This window comes from Sinorhizobium mexicanum, assembly GCF_013488225.1.
Taxonomy (GTDB): Bacteria; Pseudomonadota; Alphaproteobacteria; order Rhizobiales; family Rhizobiaceae; genus Sinorhizobium; species Sinorhizobium mexicanum.
Genome location: NZ_CP041241.1, coordinates 821,689 through 841,599, shown reverse-complemented (window position 1 = coordinate 841,599; position 19,911 = coordinate 821,689). Strand labels below are relative to the sequence as shown.

Genomic DNA, 19,911 nt, shown 5'->3' with positions numbered 1-19,911 from the left:
TCCGAGCGTGATGATAACCGCACGAAAAATTTCTGGCACAATGTCACAATGTCGGTTCGCCCGATCGTCAAACGTCTAGTTAACGACGGTGCAGATCGCGATTGCTGATGCTGGAGCCTGGCGATGCGCAAGCTGGATAGGCCGACGGCGGGAAAACTCCTTACCGACCGGATAAACCGCGTGTCGGTGACCGCGGAGAAGCTCGATTTCGGCGCGTTGAAGCCGCCCGGCAAAGCGCCCGCGAATGTCGCCCTCCGGGTCGACGACAGGTCGGATCGCGCGATATTCAAGGATGCACATCGGCCGTTGCCGGCCGGCGCGGCCCACGCTGGCGCCCGCGTCGTACATGGATTGATCGGGCCATGATCGAGTTCTTTATCCGCCGACCGATTTTCGCCTCTGCTATCGCCATCGTCATGACGCTTGCGGGCGCCATTTGCTATTTCCTGCTGCCGGTGTCGCAGTTCCCGGACATTACGCCGCCGCAGATCGTCGTCTCCGCCAACTATCCGGGCGCCAGCGCCCAGGTCGTCGCCGATACCGTCACCACTCCGCTCGAACAGCAGATCAACGGCGTGCCGGGCATGCTCTACATGTCTTCGACGAGCTCCAATGACGGCTCTTCGAGGATCATCATCTCCTTCGACGTCGGCTATCCGATCGACGTCGCGGCGCTCGACGTGCAGAACCGCGTTTCGCAAGCAGCGTCCTCGCTTCCGGCCCTGGTCAACCAGAGCGGGGTGACGATCGCCAAGCAGATACCGAACTTCACCGTGCTGGTCAGCCTCGATTCGCCCGATGACTCCGTCGATTTCGCGTCCGTCAGCAACTATGCCTACCTGCAGATCCTCGATCCGCTCAAGCGCCTGCCGGGTGTCGGCGATGTCCAGCTCTTCGGCGAGCGGCGTTACTCGATGCGCGTTTGGCTCGATCCGGACCGGATGGCCAATCTGGGCATCACCGCGGTCGACGTGCAGAACGTCATCGAGGAGCAGAACGTCCAGGTTGCCGGCGGAAAGATCGGGCAGTCCCCGGCGCCGGCCGGCACACCCTTCGAGATGCAGATCAATGCACTCGGGCGGCTGAGCGATCCCGAGCAATTCGGCGATATTGTGCTGCGGGCTGACCAAGGCACGGGGGCGACGATCCGGCTGCGCGACGTGGCACGCATCGAGCTCGGTGCCCTGCTCTATTCTTCATCGGTAACCTTCAACGGCAAGGAGAGCGTCGTCCTGGCAGTGTTCCAGGCGCCTGGATCGAACGCTCTCGATCTCCAGAGCCGGGTCAAGGCCAAGATGGACGAACTGTCGCAGCGCTTCCCCGAAGGTATCGCCTACCACATGTTCTACGACACCACGCGCTTCGTGTCCGCGGCGATGCAGGATGTGGTGATCACGCTGGTCGAGGCGCTGGCTCTCGTCATCGCGGTCGTCTTCATCTTCCTCCAGAACGTGCGCACCACGATTATCCCGACGATCGCCATTCCGGTGTCGCTGATCGCGACGCTCATCGTCATGTACCTGCTCGGCTTCTCGTTGAACATGCTGAGCCTGCTCGGAATGGTGCTCGCCATCGGCCTTGTGGTCGACGATGCGATCGTGGTGGTCGAGAACGTCGAGCGACAGTTAGAGTCCGGCCTGCCACCACTCGCCGCAACGCACAAGGCAATGCAGGAGGTGACGGGACCGATCATCGCGACGACCGCCGTGCTTCTGGCCGTCTTTGTGCCGGTCGCCTTCATTCCGGGTGTTGCGGGAAGCCTTTACAATCAGTTCGCCCTGACGGTCGCGATCTCGGTTGCGTTCTCCGCATTCAATTCGCTGACGCTCAGTCCCGCGCTCAGCGCCGCGTTCCTGCGCCATCGCGGAGCGGCGCGGTTCGTGCTGTTCCGCTGGTTCAACACCGGTTTTCACTGGCTCTCGCATGCGTATGCGCACAGCATTGCGAGACTCGTCCGGTGGCGTTGGGCGCTGTTCGGACTCTTCCTGATCGCCATCGGTTCCACCTACGCATTGTGGCAGCGCATTCCCTCGACCTTCCTGCCGGTCGAAGACCAGGGATATTTCTTCGTGGTCATCCAACTCCCCGACGGCGCGTCGATAGAACGAACCGAAGCCGTCGCGAGGCAGTCGGAGGAAATCCTTCGCGGCACGGCGGGCGTGGATTTCGTCGGCTCCGTAGTCGGCTTCAATTTCCTGAGTTTCGCAAGTCAGTCGAATTCCGCGGTGCAGTTTGCGGTCCTGAAGCCATGGGACGAGCGGCCCCCCGAAGAGGGCGCGTCGGCGCTGCGCGAAGCGGTGCAGCCGATCCTCTTGCAGATCCCCGACGCTCTGGTGCTCGCCTTCGATCCGCCGTCGATACAAGGGCTCGGCGCAACGGGCGGTTTTGAATTCCAGGTCGAGGACCTCGGCGGCCACAGCAGCGTGGCGCTGAACGACGCCACGCAGGCCCTGATCGCCGAAGCACGAAAGCAGCCGGAAATCAATCCGCACCAGCTCTTCACCGCGTTCAGCACGTCGAGCCCGCAATTCAACTATGACCTCGACCGGGACAAGGCAAAGCAGTTGGGCCTCAACCTGCCGGATATATTCAACACCTTGCAGATCTATTTCGGCTCGCTTTATGTCAACGACTTCAACCTGTTCGGTCGCACTTTTCGTGTAACGCTGCAGGCCGATCAAAGCGCTCGCTCCAATCCCGCCGACATTTCCCGGCTTTACGTGCGCAATTCGGCTGGCGACATGGTGCCGCTCAGCACGCTCGGGGCGCTGAAGCCGACCGTCGGCCCCGAAACCGTCAGCCACTACAACAACTATCCGTCTGCGCTCGTAAATGGCGCGGCCGCGCCGGGCTACAGTTCGAGCCAGGCGGTGGCCGCGATGGAGCGCGCCGCCGCGGCCACTCTGCCGCGGGACTTCGGCTTCGAATGGACGGGCATCACCTATCAGGAGATCAGGGCCGGATCGATCGCCGCGCTCGTCTTCGCGCTGGCAATAATCTTTTGTTTCCTGATCCTGGCGGCGCAGTATGAAAGCTGGTCGATGCCCTTCATGGTGCTGCTTTCCGTGCCGCTCGCTCTCCTCGGCGCCCTGCTCGCCCTGTGGCTGCGCGCCAAGCAGATCGACGTCTACTCGCAGATCGGCTTCGTGATGCTGGTTGGCCTTGCCGCGAAAAACGCTATTCTGATCGTCGAGTTCGCCAAGCGGCGCCGACAGGAAGGCTTGGACATCATCACGGCCGCTGCCGAGGCGGCCCGCCTGCGGCTACGGCCGATTTTGATGACGGCGTTCGCCTTCATTCTCGGCGTCGTCCCGCTGATGTACGCGACGGGCGCCGGTGCCGCCAGCAGGCAGTCGATCGGCACGACGGTGTTTGGCGGTATGCTCATGGACACCGTTCTGACACTTATTTTTGTCCCGGTTTTCTATGCTGTCATTGAGCAATGGCGGGAAGGGCTTAGCCCTGCCAAGGGGCAGCGGGAGCCCGAAGCGGCCGAATAGGGACTGGAGCTTGATATGCGCGGTTTGAAACTTGGCCTTGCCGCAGCAGTCGCGATCGCGGCTCTGGCTGCGGCCTATTCGTACACTGGCGGCAGGCTTGACCTGAACGGCGGTGACGCAGGGGCCGCGGTTGCGACGGCACCTCCTGCCATGCCTGTTCCCGTCGCCGCGGTCGTCAAGAAGACGATCCCCATTTACCTCGAGTATTCCGCGCGGACGGAGGCGATCCGCAACGTGACGCTCCGCGCTAAGATCTCCGGCTATATACAGTCGCAGGAAGTTCCGGACGGCTCCGACGTCAAGCAGGGCGAGCTCCTTTACCGGATCGACCCGCGCGACTACGAGGCGGAGCTCGATCAGGCGAAAGCCCAGATCCAACGTGACGAGGCATCGCTCGCCTATCTTCGCAGCAATCTCACACGCGGCAACGAACTGGCCACGACAGGCTACCTGGACAAGGACAGCTTCGACCAACGCGCAAGCGCCGTGCGCCAGGCGGAGGCGGCCCTGGCTATGTCGCGGGCGGCGGTTCGCACCGCCGAGATCAACCTCGCTTACACTGAAATCCGGGCACCCTTTGCAGGGCGGCTCGGGCGAAACCTGGCTCCCGAGGGAACGTTGGTCAGCGACACGGCCGGCACGCCACTCAACAATCTCGTGCAACTCTCGCCGATCTATGTCTCCTTCAATCCGAGCGAAGCCGAACTGGCGGACATTCAGAAGGCACGGGCGGCCGGGCGGGTTCAGGCCGAAGTGTTTTTGCCGGGGGACAGCGAGCCGCGCAACCGCGGCGACCTGACCTTCATCAACAACGCGGTCGAGCGCAGTACCGGCACGGTCGTGGCGCGCGCAACGATCGACAACACCGATCTGACCTTGCTGCCCGGCCAGTACGTCCGCGTCCGCCTCCGCGTCCGGGATGAACCGAACGTGCTAATGGTGCCGGAGACCGCACTCGGGTCCAGCCAGCTCGGGAAATATGTCTATGTCGTCGGCAAGGGCGACGTCGTCGAGCAGCGGCTGGTCTCCCTCGGCCCCAGCAATGGCGGCCTCGTGGGCCTGTCATCCGGGGTTTCGGAAGGCGACAAGGTGATCGCCGGGAACCTACAGAAAATCTTCCCCGGTGCGCCGGTGAAGCCGGTCCCGGCCGGCCAGGCGCAGAAGTAGGCAGGAGGAGCCTGCCGGTCGTTGGCCTCTCTCCGCGATGGTCCTATGGGTTATAGCGAAGCCGGCCCTCTCCGCTGGCGTTATCGGACCCTTTCCTGGCGTGGATCATGAAGGAACGGTTTGATTTGCTCCGCCACGAAGTCCATGAACAGTCGCGCCCGCAACGGTGGCGTCCTGCCAAAAGCATGAAGAAAATGAAGTGGCACGCGTTTGAGCGGGCGTGAAGGCAAGACGACTTCCAACCGGCCCGCACTGATGTCCGCTTCGACGACGCAACGCAGGAGATGAGCCACTCCAAATCCGTTTAACGCCGCGGCCCGAAGTGCGAATCCGCTGTCCAGATCAAGGCGGCCTTCGGGTTCGGTGATTTCACCATCCAGGAACCGGATCAGAAAAGGCCGCCCGCCGAGGACGTAGCGTAAGTGATTTGCGCGACCGAGTTCGTCGATGGAGGCGGGGCGCCCGATCTCGCTCAAGTACTCGGGCGACGCCACCAGGACCATCGGCAGTTCGCCGAGTGTGCGGAGATTGAGTTCGCTGTCGTCAGGCGCACCGGCGCGCAATGCCAGATCGTAGCCCTCGCGGATCAAGTCCACACGGCGATCCGCCCACCCCATTTCCAGCCTGATCTCCGGGTGCGCGCGCAGGAAATCGGTTGTAAGCGCATCCATCAAAATTCTTCCGAGCTCGCTTGGCATCGTCACGCGCAGCGTGCCGCGAGCGGTGGAGGCCGAACGAACCACTTCCTCCGCATCCTCAAGCCCGTGGAGCAACGGTACGATTCGCTCGTAGTAGGCTGTCCCTTCGACTGTTAGCGTGAGCGAGCGCGTGGAACGCCTGAAGAGTTTAGCTCCAAGGCGCTGTTCCAATCTGGCGACACTCTTTGAGACCGCAGATGGAGTGGTTCCCAGAAGCTTTGAAGCCGCGCTAAAGGAGCCGGTCTCCACCGCCAAAACGAAGGCCGATAATCCGGCAGTCTTATCACCAATAATCGCCATTACGGACATCCCAGCACAAATGCTGTGCCGAGCTAGGCACTTATGAGCCGGATTGTCCAGGGTGTAATGAGTATAGACTTCAAGCGCCGCACCGCCTGACCCACTCTGCAAAGGATGGCCGTGACTGGAACGAAACAGATGAATGCTTCCACCGACGTACGGCTATCAAGTGCTCGCCCCGATGAATTAATCGGGGATACGGAGCAGCGCCGCATTGAGCTGCAGTTGAGACAAATAGGGACGGATTTCGCCCATGCGGCACGGGTGTCGGCACTCGGCGAACTCGTGACGTCGATAGCTCACGAAGTGCGCCAACCGCTCTCGGTGATCGTTACCGACGCTGATACCGCGTCGAGATGGCTCGGGAGAACTGATCCCAACCTCGCGAAGGTTCAACAACTTGTTTCGCGGATCAAGGAAAATGCGCTCCGCGCGAACCGCGTCATACAACGCATCAAGGACATGGCGGTCCGCAGCGATCCCGTACGGCAAGCCATCGACATCAATGACATCGTCAAGGAGGCCGTTCTGTTCATAAAGGCAGAGACGGAGGCTCACTCGATCTCGCTGCGCCTTCAGCTGGCCGAGGAACTGCCAAGCATAACGGGCGATCGGGTTCAATTGCAGCAGGTTGCCGTCAATCTCTTGATCAACAGCATCCAGGCAATCACTCAAACGGCTACGGAAGACCGAGAAATCGTCGTCGACACCTCGCAAGCCGAAGGCGAGACCGTTTCGCTGACGATACGCGATACCGGCGGCGGTATACCCGCGGCAGCTCTCGAGCGGGTGTTCGAGGGCTTCTTTTCGACTAAGCCCGATGGCATGGGTATGGGCCTGGCAATTTGCCGCTCAATCATAACCGACCATGGTGGTATGATCAGGGCTGCCAACTGCGAGCCGCATGGCGCATTGTTTCGAGTGCTGTTGCCCGCGAGCGCGCCGGCGGAGGCCTGATCGCCCCCGCAGCCCGATACGAGGGCGGACTAAACCATTGTATACTTTGAAACAGGGTGCCTCCCGAGACAATTCAAGGCAGAATGCAACCACCGTTCCGGCATTCGAGGAGACAGCACAATGTCGACCGCACGCAAAATCGTAGACGCCCCGATCGAAGAACAAGTTGTGGTTGTAATTGACGACGATGCTGACATCCGTCTCTCTATGATCGATCTATTTGAGTCTGTGGGCATTAAATCATCGTCTTTCCGCGACGCTCTGGATTTCATCGAGAATGGTTGCCTGAACGCTTCAGGCTGCATTGTGCTGGATGTTCGGATGCCGGGCATGAGCGGCATCGAGTTTCAATCCCGGCTGGAGGATCTCGGATGCCAGACTCCGGTAGTCTTCGTGACAGGCCATGGCGACGTGCCAACGAGCGTGACAGCAATGAAGGCGGGCGCGGTAGACTTTCTGCTGAAGCCCTTCACCAATGAGGAACTGCTCGATGCAGTAGGCAGGGCTTTCGAGACTGATCGGTCCAGACGACAGGATGCCGTCGTCAGGAATGCCATCAAGCAGAAAGCATCGACTTTGACGCCTCGGGAAAAGGAAGTAATGCAGCACGTCACCGACGGCCTCATGAACAAGCAGATAGCTTATGAGCTCGGGATCAGTGAGATCATGGTCAAGATTCACAGAGCCAGCGTGATGCGAAAGATGGAAGCCCGCTCGCTGGCCGACCTCGTGAAAAAATCAGAGCTCATCTAATCCCTGCCACCATTAAGAAGCCACCCGAGCACAATTGCTCGGCATCACGGTTTCTCGACACGCCCGATTTACGCGAGCCACAACGCGGCCCGTCGGAGACGGCGGCGAAACGCGCTTGACGCAACGATACGTTGCGAAGCATTGCCCCCAATTCTCATCTACGCACAGGATCCGCGGCCACTCGGCAGGTGTGATCGCGTCATTCACGGCGCTCGTCAACTTCGACGCATCGCCGCCAGAGCGCCGGCATTCCAGTGAAAGCACAAAGTGCGCTCGAGCCTGGAAAGTGGATCCTAAACCAATGTTTAGGATCCCCGGGAAGAGCGTTCCAACTACTATCCATGATGTTCCAACACCTCCCATGTGCCGGCCGGTGTTCAGCCGGCATCCATAGGCGAATAAGCAAGGTAAGGTTTCAATGACACAGCGACTGAACTACGCACAGCAGTCCCCGGAGCTCTTCAAGAAGTTGATGGAGCTCAGCGCCGCAGTGAACAACAGCGCCATCGACCAGAAGACCCGAGACCTGGTGCAGATCCGGGCCTCGCAGTTGAACGGGTGCGCCTTCTGCCTGGACATGCATGTCAAGGAAGCAAAGATCCACGGCGAAAGCGAATTGCGCGTCCACCATGTGGCGATCTGGCGCGAGTCAAACCTCTTCGCCCCTCGCGAACGGGCTGCGCTGGCCTGGACGGAAGTGCTGACGAACCTGCCAGCCGGCGGCGTTCCGGATGATATCTACGAACGTGTCCGCGGTCAGCTGTCCGAGAAAGAGATTTCCGACCTCACATTCGCGGTCATGACTATCAATGCCTGGAACCGGGCCAGCATCGGGTTCAAAGCCGTGCCGGGATCAGCCGACAAGGCATTTGGCCTCGACAAGGCCGGTTTGAGCTAACTCGTCTCTCTTACTTGCTCGATTCCAAACGCGACTTGAGCTGCAACCGGAGGTATATTATGAAAATTGTCATTATTGGTGGGACCGGACTTATCGGTTCGAAGACCGCCGATCGCTTGCGCAAGCGCGGTCACGAAGTCATCGCTGCGGCACCAAATACGGGCGTCAACACGATTACCGGCGAAGGGCTCGCCGACGCACTTAAGAGCGCCGAAGTCGTCCTTGATCTCGCAAACTCCCCATCATTCGAAGACAAGGCCGTACTCGAGTTCTTCGAGAGATCGGGCACGAACCTGTTGGCCGCGGAGCAAATCGCAGGCGTGAAGCACCACATCGCTCTGTCCGTGGTCGGCACCGAACGCCTGCAAGAGAGTGGCTATTTCCGCGCCAAGCTGGCGCAGGAAAACCTGATCCGGGCATCCGGCATTCCTTATACGATTGTGCACTCCACGCAGTTCATGGAGTTCGTTAATGGTATCGCCCAATCGGGTACCGTCGGCGACACGGTTCACCTGTCGCCCGCTGCGATACAGCCGATCGCCTCGGACGATGTCGCGGACGCAATGACCGACGTGGCGCTGAGCCAACCGCAGAACGGCATCGTCGAAATTGCCGGTCCTGAGCGTGTGAAGCTCAGTGATTTGATCGGGCGTTATCTCAAGAAGATGAACGACCCGAGAAAGGTGGTAGCGGATCCGGAGGCACGCTATTTCGGCGCGCGTATCGACGACAATTCTCTCGTTTCGGACAAGAGCCCGCGCCTTGGTCGGGTTACATTCGAACAGTGGTTCGACGCCCAGCCGAAGAAAGTCGCGTAGCGATCTTCGGTCTAGAGCGTCGTGCCTTCGAATGAACGCACAAAGGATGCTCTGGCACTTCGATTCTAGAGCATATTATCCGCTTTCAACAATTCCATTGAAACTGGATGCTCTAGACGAGAACGCTTTTCCAACGACGCGCTATTGGCCGCGAGCACAAGGTTCGCGGCCAATTCCTGCAAATATCCAAGTGGACCATGCACACGCGTCAATGCATTCAATTGCGCGAGGCGGGCCATGGGGAGTGAGCCGATCTCTCAGACGACCGAAAGCCCTCCATCGACCGACAGAATTTGACCCGTCGTCCATGCCGCCTCCGGGTTCGCAAACATCGCTATCCATTGCGCGACGTCGTGCGGTGTGCCGCGACGCTTCAATGGGATCAGATTGCGCTCATACTCCTTGACGTTCTCCGCTTCTTCGGCAGTCAATCCCATCATCCCCGTCAGCGCCCCGGTTTCTGTCGGCCCGGCGGCAATTGCATTGACGCGCACTCCATGGGGTGCAAGTTCAAGCGCCCAGCAGCGCGTAAGGTGCTCGAGGGCCGCTTTGCTCGCCGCATAGTGCGAGAGGCCTGCAGCAGCCTTGTGCCCATAGGTGCTGGAGATGTTGGTGATCGCTCCGCCCCTCCCGCTCAAGTGCGGAAGGGCTGCAGCGGCCAAAAGACTCGGACCCGTCACGTTGACAGCGAAAATATCCTTTATGCGCTCCTCCGTTGCTTCCGCGAGCGGCATAATGCCACCTGCACCGGCGTTGTTGATCAGAACATCCAGCCTCCCCCAAAGACCGATTGCTTCCTCAACCGTTCGCCGGACGTCGGCCGGCTTCGCTACATCGGCAATAATACCTTTGATATTTTCCGATCGGGCGCAGACTTCATCAATTCCTGCCTGACGCCGTGCCGTTATCAGGACACGAGTGCCGAGTTTTGCTAATGTAATAGCTACTTCGCGTCCGATGCCAGAACTGCCACCGGTTACGATTGCGACTAGATCGCGCATCACTAAACCTCTTAATTTTGCTTAATCGTGGTCGTCATTGGCAACACCTGATCTTTGCCACATGAACGATTTGCTCTTCATTCCTGCTGACAGGAGCCAACTTTATCTATCATAAGCGGAGGTTTTTATTAGCCGTCGGCTTGGCACGTCGCCTTTGCCGCTTTGTCTTGAATGACCTCAACTAACCGGTGGCGCGCGCTTCTGTCGGCGCAGTCGCGACTACGGGCACCCTGCAGCAACCTGGCCCAACCGGGCAGCAGTTCGGCGCCGTTAATGACTCCGGCACGGTCAACCGTGACGCATTATTCCCGCGCAGGCAGCAACAGGACGAACGAGTTTCTCCCGCCCACCTGACTTAAGGTAAAGCGGGGCTCATGGGGACTTGCTCATCTTCCTGGGGCACCCAAACCTTTGTACATCTACAGTCGGCGAAGCCGGACGTTCATTTTCGCAAGCGCTCAGCCACCTCGTGGGCAGCATAAGCACGAAAACCGTCCAACATGCATCGACGCTTTGTTTTGCGGATGTAGGAGAAAGCAATGGAACCCAATACCAACCAGACCACTCGCCGTGGCGTAATGACCGCCGGGCTCGCCCTCGCCACTGCGACAGCTCTTCCCGTGGCGTCGGCGACACCAGCCTCCGCAACACCCGCTTCTCCCTCGGGGAGCGGCACGTTGCGCGCGAACAGAGTCACCACCGCCGACGGCGTCGAGATCTTCTACAAGGATTGGGGCCCGAGGAGCGGGCAGCCGATCATGTTTCATCACGGTTGGCCGCTCAGCTCCGACGACTGGGATGCACAACTGCTTTTCTTCATGGAGAAGGGCTACCGAGTCGTCGCTCACGATCGACGTGGGCATGGCCGATCGAGCGACATAAACGACGGCCATGATATGGACCACTACGCCAGCGACGCCGCGGCCGTGGTCGAGCATCTGGACCTTCGCGAGACGATCCACGTCGGCCACTCGACGGGAGGTGGCGAAGCAACCCGCTACGTTGCCCGCCACGGCAATGGGCGCGCGGCCAAGCTGGTTCTCATTGGCGCAGTCCCCCCGCTCATGGTCAAGACGCCGGAAAACCCCGGTGGGCTGCCGGTTGAAGTGTTCGACGGTTTCAGGAAAGCATTGCTGGAGAGCCGCAGCCAGCTTTACCGAGAGTTCGCAAGCGGGCCGTTCTACGGATACAACCGACCCGGCGCGATCCCTTCGAATTCGGTGGTCGAGAACTGGTGGCGGCAAGCAATGATGGGCAGCACAAAGGCCCAGTACGACGGCATCAAGGCGTTCTCGGAGACTGATTTCACCGAAGACCTCAAGACCATCGACGTGCCGACACTCATCATGCACGGCGATGATGACCAGGTCGTTCCGGTCGCCGACTCCGCGCTCTTGTCCGCCAAACTTCTCAAGAACAACGTACTCAAGGTGTACAAGGGGCTTCCGCACGGCATGGCAACGACCCATGCCGAGATCATCAATCGGGACATCCTCGAATTTATCAGCGCGTAACTTGCTGACGGCGTAACTACAGCCCCCGGTGATGCTGGGGGCTCCCAAATTGCCGATGAAGGCAATTTGTGGCGCGCACACGAACCGCCCCGGATATTAGTCAATCCGCCAGTCGCGCCAGGCGACCAAGTCCCTTCTTACGTTCGTTCCGTCAACTGCCTGGCTGTCACTTCATCCGCCCGGCCGCTTTTGCCTCGACGTCGACGATGATCGAGGTCGAACGATCAATCACCGCTTCTCCCTTCCGTCACGGCCGGCTATGCCGCCCGCAGCAATACCTGGAGGTCGCGTCTTCGTCGGAGAAGATCGGCGATGGTGTATTTCTCAAACACTGAGACAAAGGCTCTCGTTGCCTCCGAAAGTATTGGCGGGAGACTGCAGGCCGGAGCTATCACGCAGCCGGAACACTCAATGAGGTCAGTCAGGACCTCCGTGTGTCTGAGGAGGGCGCCGAGGTTTATTTCGCCTGCGGCCCTGGCAAGCTGGATCCCACCATTTCTTCCGCGCGTCGATTTGATGAAACCGGCGTTCGCAAGGTCCTGCACGACCTTCATCAGGTGGTTCTGAGAGATGTCGAATGCTTCCGCGATCTCGCGTATGGAGCAGACCTCGGCCTCGCGTGCGCCCAGGTATGTCAGCGTCCGGATCGCGTAGTCCGTGTATCGCGTCAGCCTCATATCCCCACCTGCGTCAAAACGCCTGCCCCAAAAAGATGTATTTCAATAGCATGTTTTTGTGCGACGCAATAGATGTATCTCAGAAGCATGTTATGGAGGCTTGCGGTGCAAAGAGAAAAACTCGACGAGCGCGAAATTCCGAAAATTCTCGCGCGGTTTTACGAGCGCGTGCGAGCCGACGCCGAACTTGGACCGGTCTTCGCCATCGTCGCGGATTGGGACGAGCACCTTGGCCGGCTGTCGGAATTCTGGTCGTCGGTGATGCTGACGACAGGCCGGTACAAAGGAAATCCAGTCTCCATGCACATGATCCACGCCGAACGGATCCGTCCGGAAATGTTCGATCGCTGGCTGGCTCTGTGGCGTCTCACGACCTCCGAGATGTTGCCGCAGTCCTTGGCGACTGAGATGCAAGCCAAAGCCACGCGTATAGCATCGCGGCTGTCGCGCGCAATTCACCCACAGGCACCACAAGCCTACTCGAAGCAACCGACCAACGCAGAAGAGCCCTGTAGTCCATACCGGATCACCTCGGCGTTCGACGAGGTTTCATTGCCCCAAGCGCTGCTTCGGTCGCACACGCTCAAACCCGGGACCTGGGGTGTAATTCGCGTCCACGGCGGCGCAGTGAAGTATCGCGCCGATGGCGCGACACACGCGATCCTCCTTGATCGCGACAGACCGGGGATCGTTCCCCCGGAAGTTCCCCATCGCCTTGAGCTTTCGGGGCCCGTCAACTTGCAGATCGAGTTCTACGATCGCAACCCAAGCATTGAAATCCGCTAAGAGAAGAAAGGACCTCTTATGCCACGTCCCCTGTCACCGCAGACTATGGAGCTCGTGAAACAGAGTGCGCCGGCGCTCGCCGCGCACGGCGGCGAAATCACCAAGCGCATGTATACGCTGCTCTTTCAGGATGAGCATATCCGAGCACTTTTCAATCACGCCAATCAAGGTGAGACGGGATCGCAAGTGCACGCCCTTGCAGCTGCGATCCTCGCATATGCCGAAAACATCGAGAACCTGGCGGTTCTCGGTCCGGCCATCGAACGCATCGCGCACAAGCACATCGGCTATCACATCCTGCCGGAGCACTATCCGTTCGTGGCCAAGGCGCTGCTTTCGGCGATAGCAGATGTTCTCGGAGACGCGGCGTCTCCCGCCTTGCTTGACGCCTGGGGTGAGGCCTATTGGTTCCTCGCCGATGTGCTGAAGGAGCGCGAAGCCGAGATCCGCACCGACCTCGACAGCAGGTCGGGCGGCTGGAATGGATGGCGAACATTCGCGATAGCCGAGAAGCGGAAGGAGAGCGACGTTGTAACGTCGTTCATACTTCGACCGACGGACGGCCAGCCGGTTGTCAGGCACAGGCCAGGGCAGTACCTGACATTCCGTTTCCGCCTCGCCGACGGTTCGGACGTGAAACGCAATTACTCGATTTCTTGCGGTCCAAATGACGAGTACTACCGGATTTCCGTGAAACGCGAAGCGCAGGGTCAGGGCGGTTCGAAATTCCTGCACGACCACGCGGAGGTCGGCACCATGCTCGAGGTCACCCCTCCCGCAGGTGACTTCTTCCTTCCGGAAGAACCGGGCCGGCCGGTTGTCCTTCTGTCGGGCGGAGTTGGGCTTACACCGATGGTGAGCATGCTGGAGGCAATTGCCTCCGATTATCCGGAGCTGGAGGCCCACTACGTTCACGGTGCGCTCAACAGCTCAACGCACGCGATGGACCGCCACGTTCGATCGCTTGCCAAAACACACGGCGGTGTCACGGTCCGGACATTCTACAGCGATCCCAGCGCGGCGGATGCTGTGGGCTATTCGCACGACCATGACGGGTTTATCACCGCAAACTGGCTGCAGGAGAATACGCCCTTCGCGTCGGCGGACTTCTATCTCTGCGGCCCCAAGCCCTTCTTGCGCTCCCTGGTCGGTGACCTGGCCCGCGCGGGAGTTCCGAGTGAACGCGTTCACTTCGAGTTCTTCGGGCCTGCAGATGAACAGATCGCTGCCTGATGCCGTCCGCCGGGGCTGCACAAGCCCCGGCGCCCCCGCCCGTTCGCTCGCTCGTAGACCTCTGGCGGCCGAAGTCCCGAAGATGACGGTATTCACGTCTTCACTTTGGCGCTTTACAGCGCCGTGCGTCCTTCAGGACGCACAAAGGATGCTGTAAGTCTTTGAATCTACGCATCGTGCTTTGCGAAAATCGATTCCGATTTTCGGGCCGATGCGCTAGACGCGGCGGGTTGCCGTGCTGGATCGTGCCGAGCGAGGGACTACCGGCTCGGCGCAGCGAACGTCACTTCTGGGCGGGTTCCGGGCGGCTCCAGAGGCCCCAACCCCAAACCAACGTTTAGTTACGCAGGCAGGCTTTTCTACGTACTCTAACAACGTGGCGCACCCGTTGTCCCCAAGGATGGTTCCCCTCCCCGTCCTAGGCGGCAAGTCCCTCCCCCTCCCCCGCCGCGGTGCAGCCAACCTGGCCGCCCCTCCCCTAAAAAGGGGCGGCCATTTTTGCGCGCCAGTGGAGGCATCGGTCCTCACGGGATCCAGGAGATCCTCCCGCCCCGCATGCAGATCTGCAAACTATTACCGACGACTGTCATTCCATTCGCACACAGGCGACGCACAACGCGCTGGCAGGCGCAGTGCGCTGCGCGTGGTGCACCAGCCCACGCGGGCGCTCTTCCGTCATATGTTCAGAGGAATGCGCCCGGATCCGAACTCAGCACTGGCTTCGCCGAACCTAGATAGCGATCCGAAGATACCTGTTGCCAGAGATAGAGGGCGCTCGTTCCGCGCAAGAGCCTCGTTCTGGTTTAAGTGTTCAAGAGAAATCGCCCAATGCCGCGGCGGCTTCGAAGGATGCAGCCAGGGTGAGCGGCTAATCCGTTTCCTTACCGCCACTGTGGTCGCCAACTGCAGACTCAAGCATTGCAACCAACTGATCGGAGTCGATGGGCTTGGACAGAACACCTAGAGCGCCACCTTGCTTGGCAGCCGTCGTTAACCGCTGATCGCGAAAGGCCGTCATGAATATGAGCGGCGTTCGGGCGCCTTTACCGTTCAATATATCCAACAACTGCAGCCCGTCGATGCCGGGCATTTTTACGTCGGAAATAATGCAGTGGATTGGGCACTGGCTATAAAGATCGAGGAATTCCGACGCCGATGGAAAAGCAATGGCGTCGTAGCCCAACGACTCTAACATATCCTTCATCGATTCGCGGAGGGCGTCGTCGTCATCAATAACAGCGATGGTGCATGATTGACTCAAGAACCTAACTCTAATTCGGGAACTACTTAGGCAGAAGGTCAATCCTTCATACCGTGACATGCTCAGGCGAAAACCAAATGCCGCCCGGGTTGGAGGATACAACAGGTCGCCAGCACTTCGAAATGCGATGCTACATTCATCTCTGCGCTCGGGACATCCCTACGAATGGATACGCCGGAAGAAGCTGACATTTCACACCCCGCATGCTGCCATCCAGGTCGAAACGCTAAAGTTTGTTGCCCGTTATTATTCAGGGAATGGTGCGTCTGTCTCCGACATCGGGGAGACGCGGTCAACGTATACCATACTCCAATCGTGTGAATTGCCGGGCCTCCTCCTTCAGTCCCGTCGCAAAACTATCACATCGAGACACCTATTCCGACTAAACGAAAGTTTAGGTTGTCAAAATCTTGGCCCACACCCCGGTCGCCCAATCACCCGGCTGACGCGTCGTCCGGCCCGCGTTCGCTCGCTCAGTACGATGTTGTCAGCGCATGCGTGGACCGGACGGGTTGGACACTCGCCTGCCGTTTCGTCGGCTGCAGGTGGATCTGGACATCGACCCGCACGCGGATCTAGACCGGCGAGTCTGCAAGTGACGGATGATCAGTTCGTCACGTCTCCCCTGCCCTGCACGGATGCCGTGAGTGCAGCTGGACAATGTCGGGATTAAAATAGGTCGCGTGAGTTCGCCAACCCGGATATTGAGAACAGGTGTTATAAGAGGCGCTGATGAGGCCCCGTAGCGCCGGCGTCTTTTCGGGCGCACAACGGTCGCTGCGGCCCCTTCGAATCGCTGCACACATTTATCCTTGAACCGGCCCCGGTCCAAGGAACCATGCAAAAGGCCTTCCTTGTCCGGCAGGAGCAGCCGATCATGATAGCAATGCCTCCGCAACAGCGCGTAGCCCTTATGCTCACGGCGTCCATCGTCGGGATCGCCGTGTCCTGGCTGACGACGACACCATTTGGCCTGCTGGCGCCGGTTGCCGCGCTGTTCGTCTATGCGCGTCTCCGCACGGCTCCGCTGCTGTTGGCGATATTGGGGACCGCATTCGCCGCTTCGATACTGGCCGCCTTTTTCTTTTCGGACGGTATGCGCGATGTCGCATCGTTGTGGGCGGCGTTCTTTGCCGTGGCGCTTTGCATCGGAGCCATCATCGCCGCCGGCATGTCTGCGTCTTCCGGCGCCGGCGTTACGCGGGCGGCGATGCGGAGCACGCCGGGCGAAGGAGCTTCAGCACGTGCCAACAAATGGATCGCGGGCGTGACCGGCGCCAGTTACGAAGAAGGGACCGCTCCTGGCGGGCCGCCATCCCTGAGCATCAAGAAGGCCGAAGAGGCGTTGTGGGTGCGAGAGCGTGAGCTCTCGCAACTCATCGACATGACGCCGAGCCATCTTTGGCGGCTGACGCCCGACGGCGAACCGACCTTCTTCAACAAGCGGATGGTGGACTTTCTCGGCATGGACGTAGCGGATACGGACAAGTTAGGCACGAGCCGACTGGAGGTGGTCATTGGGAGCGTCCATCCGGATGACGCCGCGGAATTTAGGAATGCCCTTAACCGCTGCCTCGTCACCGGCGAGGGCTTCGCCATGCGGTATCGCCTGCGGCGCGCCGACGGCATCTATCGCTGGATGTCGAGCCGCGCCGAGCCATTGCGGGATCAGGACGGACGCATCGTCCAGTGGTACGGCCTCTGCCACGACATAGACGACCAGGTGCATGCTGAGGAAGCGCTGCGGCGGAGCGAGCGCCAGTTGCAGCAGCTCATCGACGCCGTGCCAGCACTCATCTGGTGCATGACGCCAGAAGGAATACCTTGCTACCTCAACAAGCGGGTCACGGATGTGACCGGCATCAGTCTGAAGGATTTGCTCGCGCCCGACGGGTCGCGATACCTGACGGTCGTCCACCCGGATGACCGGGATGCGGTGGACCGCGGGCTCGCACGCTCGTTCGAGACGGGTGCGCCCTTCGTGGGGAGATATCGTCAACGCCGATCCAACGGCCCCCACCGTTGGGTCGAGAGCCGCGCGGAGCCCCTGCGTGACGAGTGCGGCGCGATTATCCAATGGTATGGCGTGTCCGTCGACATCGAAGACCTGATACGGGCGCAGGAGGCGTTGCGCGAGCGCGAGCGCGAGCTTTCGCAACTCGTCGACATGGTTCCGAGTCTCCTTTGGCGGCTGACTGCGGACGGCGAGCCAACCTTCTCCAACGAGCGTATGGTCGATTTCCTTGGCATGGACGTAGCGGATACGGTCAAACCGGGGAAGACCCGACTGGAAGCGGTCATAGAGGCCGTTATCCATCCAGATGAGAGAGCGGAGCTTAGGAAGGTCCTCGGCCGTTGCTTCGTGACCGGCAAGGGCTTTGCAATGCGGTATCGTCTGCGTCGCGCGGATGGGGTGTATCGCTGGATGTCGGGCCGCGCGGAGCCACTGCGAGATGACCGCGGAGAGATTGTCCAATGGTTCGGCCTCTGTCACGACATCGACGATCAGTTCCGCGCCGAAGAAGCGCTGCGGCGCACCTCCGACAGGCTCGCGCAGGCGACCCGGGTTGCGAGCCTGGCCGAGCTCTCCGCCTCGCTCGCTCACGAAATGAACCAGCCGCTGGCCGCGATCGTCGCGAGTTCCCACGCATGCCACCATTGGTTGTCCGCCGAACCGCCGAACGTCGAGCGTGCGAAGGTCACGGTCGAGCGCATCATCCGGAGTGCCGGCTCGGCGGCGGATGTCATCAGCCGGATCCGCGCTCTCTTCCGTCCGGCGCCGCAGAACAGGTCATCGGAAGACGTCAACCATCTGATCGGCGAAGTGTGCCGGCTGATGACGGACGAGATCGCCGCAAAGGACGTTCACATCCAGACAAATCTCGAGCCGAACCTGCCATCGGTGGCGCTCGATCGCGTCCAGGTGCAACAGGTCTTGGTGAACCTGATCCGGAACGCGATCGAGGCGATGGACGCCGTGGTTGACGCCTCTCGCGCACTCCAGATACGCTCGTGCCGTGACGGCTTGAACGCGATTCGCATCGAGGTTCGCGATGCCGGCACGGGTTTCAAGGACGCCGAGCGCGCCTTCGAACCGTTCTTTACGACCAAGCCGCACGGAATGGGTATGGGGCTTTCGATCTGCCGCTCGATCATAGACGTGCATGGCGGCCGCCTTTGGTCGGCCGATAACGAGACGCACGGGGCGACCGTCGCCTTCACGCTTCCGTTGGCAGTGGCCGAGACGTCATGAGCCCGCGCGACGAAATGGTCTTCGTGGTGGACGACGACGCCAGAGTCCGCGAGGCCCTCGGCGAGTTGCTGGAGTCCCTGGGATGGCGAGCCGAAACATTCGCCGCCGCGGCGGATTATCTTGCCTATGCGAAGCCCGATCTCCCTGCCTGCCTGATCCTCGACGTTGAACTGCCTGGCATCAACGGCCTCGAGCTTCAGAAGCAACTGTCCCGGGATCTCCATCCCCCGGTCGTTTTCCTTACAGGGCATGACGACATTCCATCGTCGGTGCGCGCCACTCAGGGCGGCACCATCGGCTTTCTAAGGAAACCGGTCGGGGAGCGCGATCTGGTCGCGGCCGTTCGGGCGGCAATCGACCGGGACCGCGTTCAACGATCAGCACGGACGGAGCTGATCGAGCTCGAACGCCGCTTGGCCGCGCTTACACCGCAAGGGCGCGAGGTGCTGCCGCTCGTGGTCAGCGGCCTCCCGGACGAGCAGTCGGCAGCCGAGCTCGGCATCAGTGAGATCACCGTTGCAATGCTCCGCAGCGAGATCATGCAGAAGATGCAGGTGACCTCACTTGCAGATCTGGCGCGAATTGCCGAAAGATTGCAAATTCCAGTCATTCGTTCCAGGCGTTGAGGAAGTTGGTACGTATGTTCAACTCAAAGTCCGTGGTGGCGGTCGTCGATGATGACCAGCGCGTGCTCGATTCGCTCCAGGATCTTCTCGAGTCGGCCGGGTACACCGTACGGGCATTCTCGTCGGCCCATACTCTTCTGGACAGCACTGCTTTGCCGGAGATCGATTGTCTGATCACCGACATTGGCATGCCTGGCATGGACGGCTTCGAATTGAAGCGCCTGATGAGCGAGAGGCGTCCCGGCTTGCCGGTGATCCTGATCACCGGCCGCCACGAGATCCCTGAGCCGCAGGAGGCAAAGCACAACCGGTTCTTTCGCAAGCCTTTCGACGGGCAGGCGTTGCTCGCAGCGATCAGTGACGCCCTTTCTGGAAAGGCGAACTCGCCATAAGCGCGAACTGTCAGAGGAGAATGCGCAACGGCTCTTGCCGCGCCGGCAATCGAGACGAGAGCTTTGCTCTCAGGCCT

16 protein-coding genes and 1 pseudogene are annotated in these 19,911 nt (G+C 60.3%); 13 read left to right on the top strand and 4 right to left on the bottom strand.

Features of this window, described 5'->3' with window-relative positions:
- The first annotated feature begins 123 nt into the window (after positions 1-123).
- From FKV68_RS28115 to FKV68_RS28105, 3 genes are read left to right on the top strand one after another with little or no spacing between them, the layout of a single operon-like run.
- The gene (locus FKV68_RS28115) at positions 124-366 is read left to right on the top strand and encodes a hypothetical protein (protein ID WP_180943787.1); all 243 of its coding nucleotides are present in this window, start codon (positions 124-126) and stop codon (positions 364-366) included.
- Positions 363-3,500, top strand: coding sequence for an efflux RND transporter permease subunit (locus FKV68_RS28110; RefSeq protein WP_180943786.1), 3,138 nt, complete (start codon positions 363-365; stop codon positions 3,498-3,500). The genes FKV68_RS28115 and FKV68_RS28110 overlap by 4 nt, the downstream gene beginning before the upstream one ends.
- 15 nt (positions 3,501-3,515) lie before the next feature.
- Entirely contained in the window at positions 3,516-4,667 is a 1,152-nt protein-coding gene (locus FKV68_RS28105; RefSeq protein WP_180943785.1) for an efflux RND transporter periplasmic adaptor subunit, read from the top strand.
- A gap of 80 nt (positions 4,668-4,747) precedes the next feature.
- Here FKV68_RS28105 and FKV68_RS28100 read toward each other — a convergent pair whose 3' ends face one another.
- A complete protein-coding gene (locus FKV68_RS28100; RefSeq protein WP_209647322.1) occupies positions 4,748-5,665 on the bottom strand; it encodes a LysR family transcriptional regulator in 918 nt (305 codons plus the stop codon).
- Positions 5,666-5,803: 138 nt separating this feature from the next.
- Here FKV68_RS28100 and FKV68_RS28095 point away from each other — a divergent pair, with 138 nt between their 5' ends.
- The 4 genes from FKV68_RS28095 to FKV68_RS28080 all read left to right on the top strand — a co-directional run bounded on the left by FKV68_RS28095 (position 5,804) and on the right by FKV68_RS28080 (position 9,091).
- On the top strand, positions 5,804-6,622 hold the full coding sequence (locus tag FKV68_RS28095; protein ID WP_245181720.1) for a sensor histidine kinase: 819 nt from the start codon (positions 5,804-5,806) through the stop codon (positions 6,620-6,622).
- A gap of 120 nt (positions 6,623-6,742) precedes the next feature.
- Positions 6,743-7,375: a response regulator transcription factor gene (locus tag FKV68_RS28090; protein WP_180943782.1), complete on the top strand. Its 633-nt coding sequence runs from the start codon at positions 6,743-6,745 to the stop codon at positions 7,373-7,375.
- Positions 7,376-7,793: 418 nt separating this feature from the next.
- Entirely contained in the window at positions 7,794-8,273 is a 480-nt protein-coding gene (locus FKV68_RS28085; RefSeq protein WP_180943781.1) for a carboxymuconolactone decarboxylase family protein, read from the top strand.
- Between the two features lie 59 nt (positions 8,274-8,332).
- Positions 8,333-9,091, top strand: a complete 759-nt coding sequence (locus FKV68_RS28080) for an SDR family oxidoreductase (RefSeq protein ID WP_180943780.1) — start codon at positions 8,333-8,335, stop codon at positions 9,089-9,091.
- 257 nt (positions 9,092-9,348) lie between these two features.
- Here FKV68_RS28080 and FKV68_RS28075 read toward each other — a convergent pair whose 3' ends face one another.
- Complete coding sequence (locus FKV68_RS28075) at positions 9,349-10,092, bottom strand: SDR family NAD(P)-dependent oxidoreductase (protein WP_180943779.1); 744 nt, start codon at positions 10,090-10,092, stop codon at positions 9,349-9,351.
- A gap of 539 nt (positions 10,093-10,631) precedes the next feature.
- Here FKV68_RS28075 and FKV68_RS28070 point away from each other — a divergent pair.
- A complete protein-coding gene (locus FKV68_RS28070; RefSeq protein WP_180943778.1) occupies positions 10,632-11,606 on the top strand; it encodes an alpha/beta fold hydrolase in 975 nt (324 codons plus the stop codon).
- 257 nt (positions 11,607-11,863) lie between these two features.
- On the opposite strand, the gene FKV68_RS28065 is transcribed toward FKV68_RS28070, so the two are convergent.
- Positions 11,864-12,283 (bottom strand): RrF2 family transcriptional regulator, encoded by a 420-nt coding sequence (locus FKV68_RS28065; protein ID WP_180943777.1) that lies wholly within the window; start codon positions 12,281-12,283, stop codon positions 11,864-11,866.
- A 105-nt stretch (positions 12,284-12,388) separates the two neighbouring features.
- Here FKV68_RS28065 and FKV68_RS28060 point away from each other — a divergent pair, with 105 nt between their 5' ends.
- Both FKV68_RS28060 and hmpA read left to right on the top strand, forming a co-directional pair.
- Positions 12,389-13,069 (top strand): TehB-like domain-containing protein, encoded by a 681-nt coding sequence (locus tag FKV68_RS28060; RefSeq protein WP_246452769.1) that lies wholly within the window; start codon positions 12,389-12,391, stop codon positions 13,067-13,069.
- Positions 13,070-13,087: 18 nt separating this feature from the next.
- Positions 13,088-14,302 (top strand): NO-inducible flavohemoprotein, encoded by a 1,215-nt coding sequence (gene hmpA, locus FKV68_RS28055; RefSeq protein ID WP_180943776.1) that lies wholly within the window; start codon positions 13,088-13,090, stop codon positions 14,300-14,302.
- 868 nt (positions 14,303-15,170) lie between these two features.
- On the opposite strand, the gene FKV68_RS28050 is transcribed toward hmpA, so the two are convergent.
- On the bottom strand, positions 15,171-15,563 hold the full coding sequence (locus tag FKV68_RS28050) for a response regulator transcription factor (protein ID WP_180943775.1): 393 nt from the start codon (positions 15,561-15,563) through the stop codon (positions 15,171-15,173).
- A 1,318-nt stretch (positions 15,564-16,881) separates the two neighbouring features.
- Here FKV68_RS28050 and FKV68_RS28045 point away from each other — a divergent pair.
- The 3 genes and pseudogenes from FKV68_RS28045 to FKV68_RS28035 form a co-directional block, all read left to right on the top strand.
- A pseudogene (locus FKV68_RS28045) lies at positions 16,882-18,816 on the top strand (PAS domain-containing protein); the annotation flags it as partial.
- A complete protein-coding gene (locus FKV68_RS28040; RefSeq protein WP_180943773.1) occupies positions 18,813-19,442 on the top strand; it encodes a response regulator transcription factor in 630 nt (209 codons plus the stop codon). The pseudogene FKV68_RS28045 and the gene FKV68_RS28040, both read left to right, overlap by 4 nt.
- Positions 19,443-19,456: 14 nt before the next feature.
- Positions 19,457-19,834: a response regulator transcription factor gene (locus tag FKV68_RS28035; protein ID WP_180943772.1), complete on the top strand. Its 378-nt coding sequence runs from the start codon at positions 19,457-19,459 to the stop codon at positions 19,832-19,834.
- Positions 19,835-19,911: the final 77 nt, after the last annotated feature.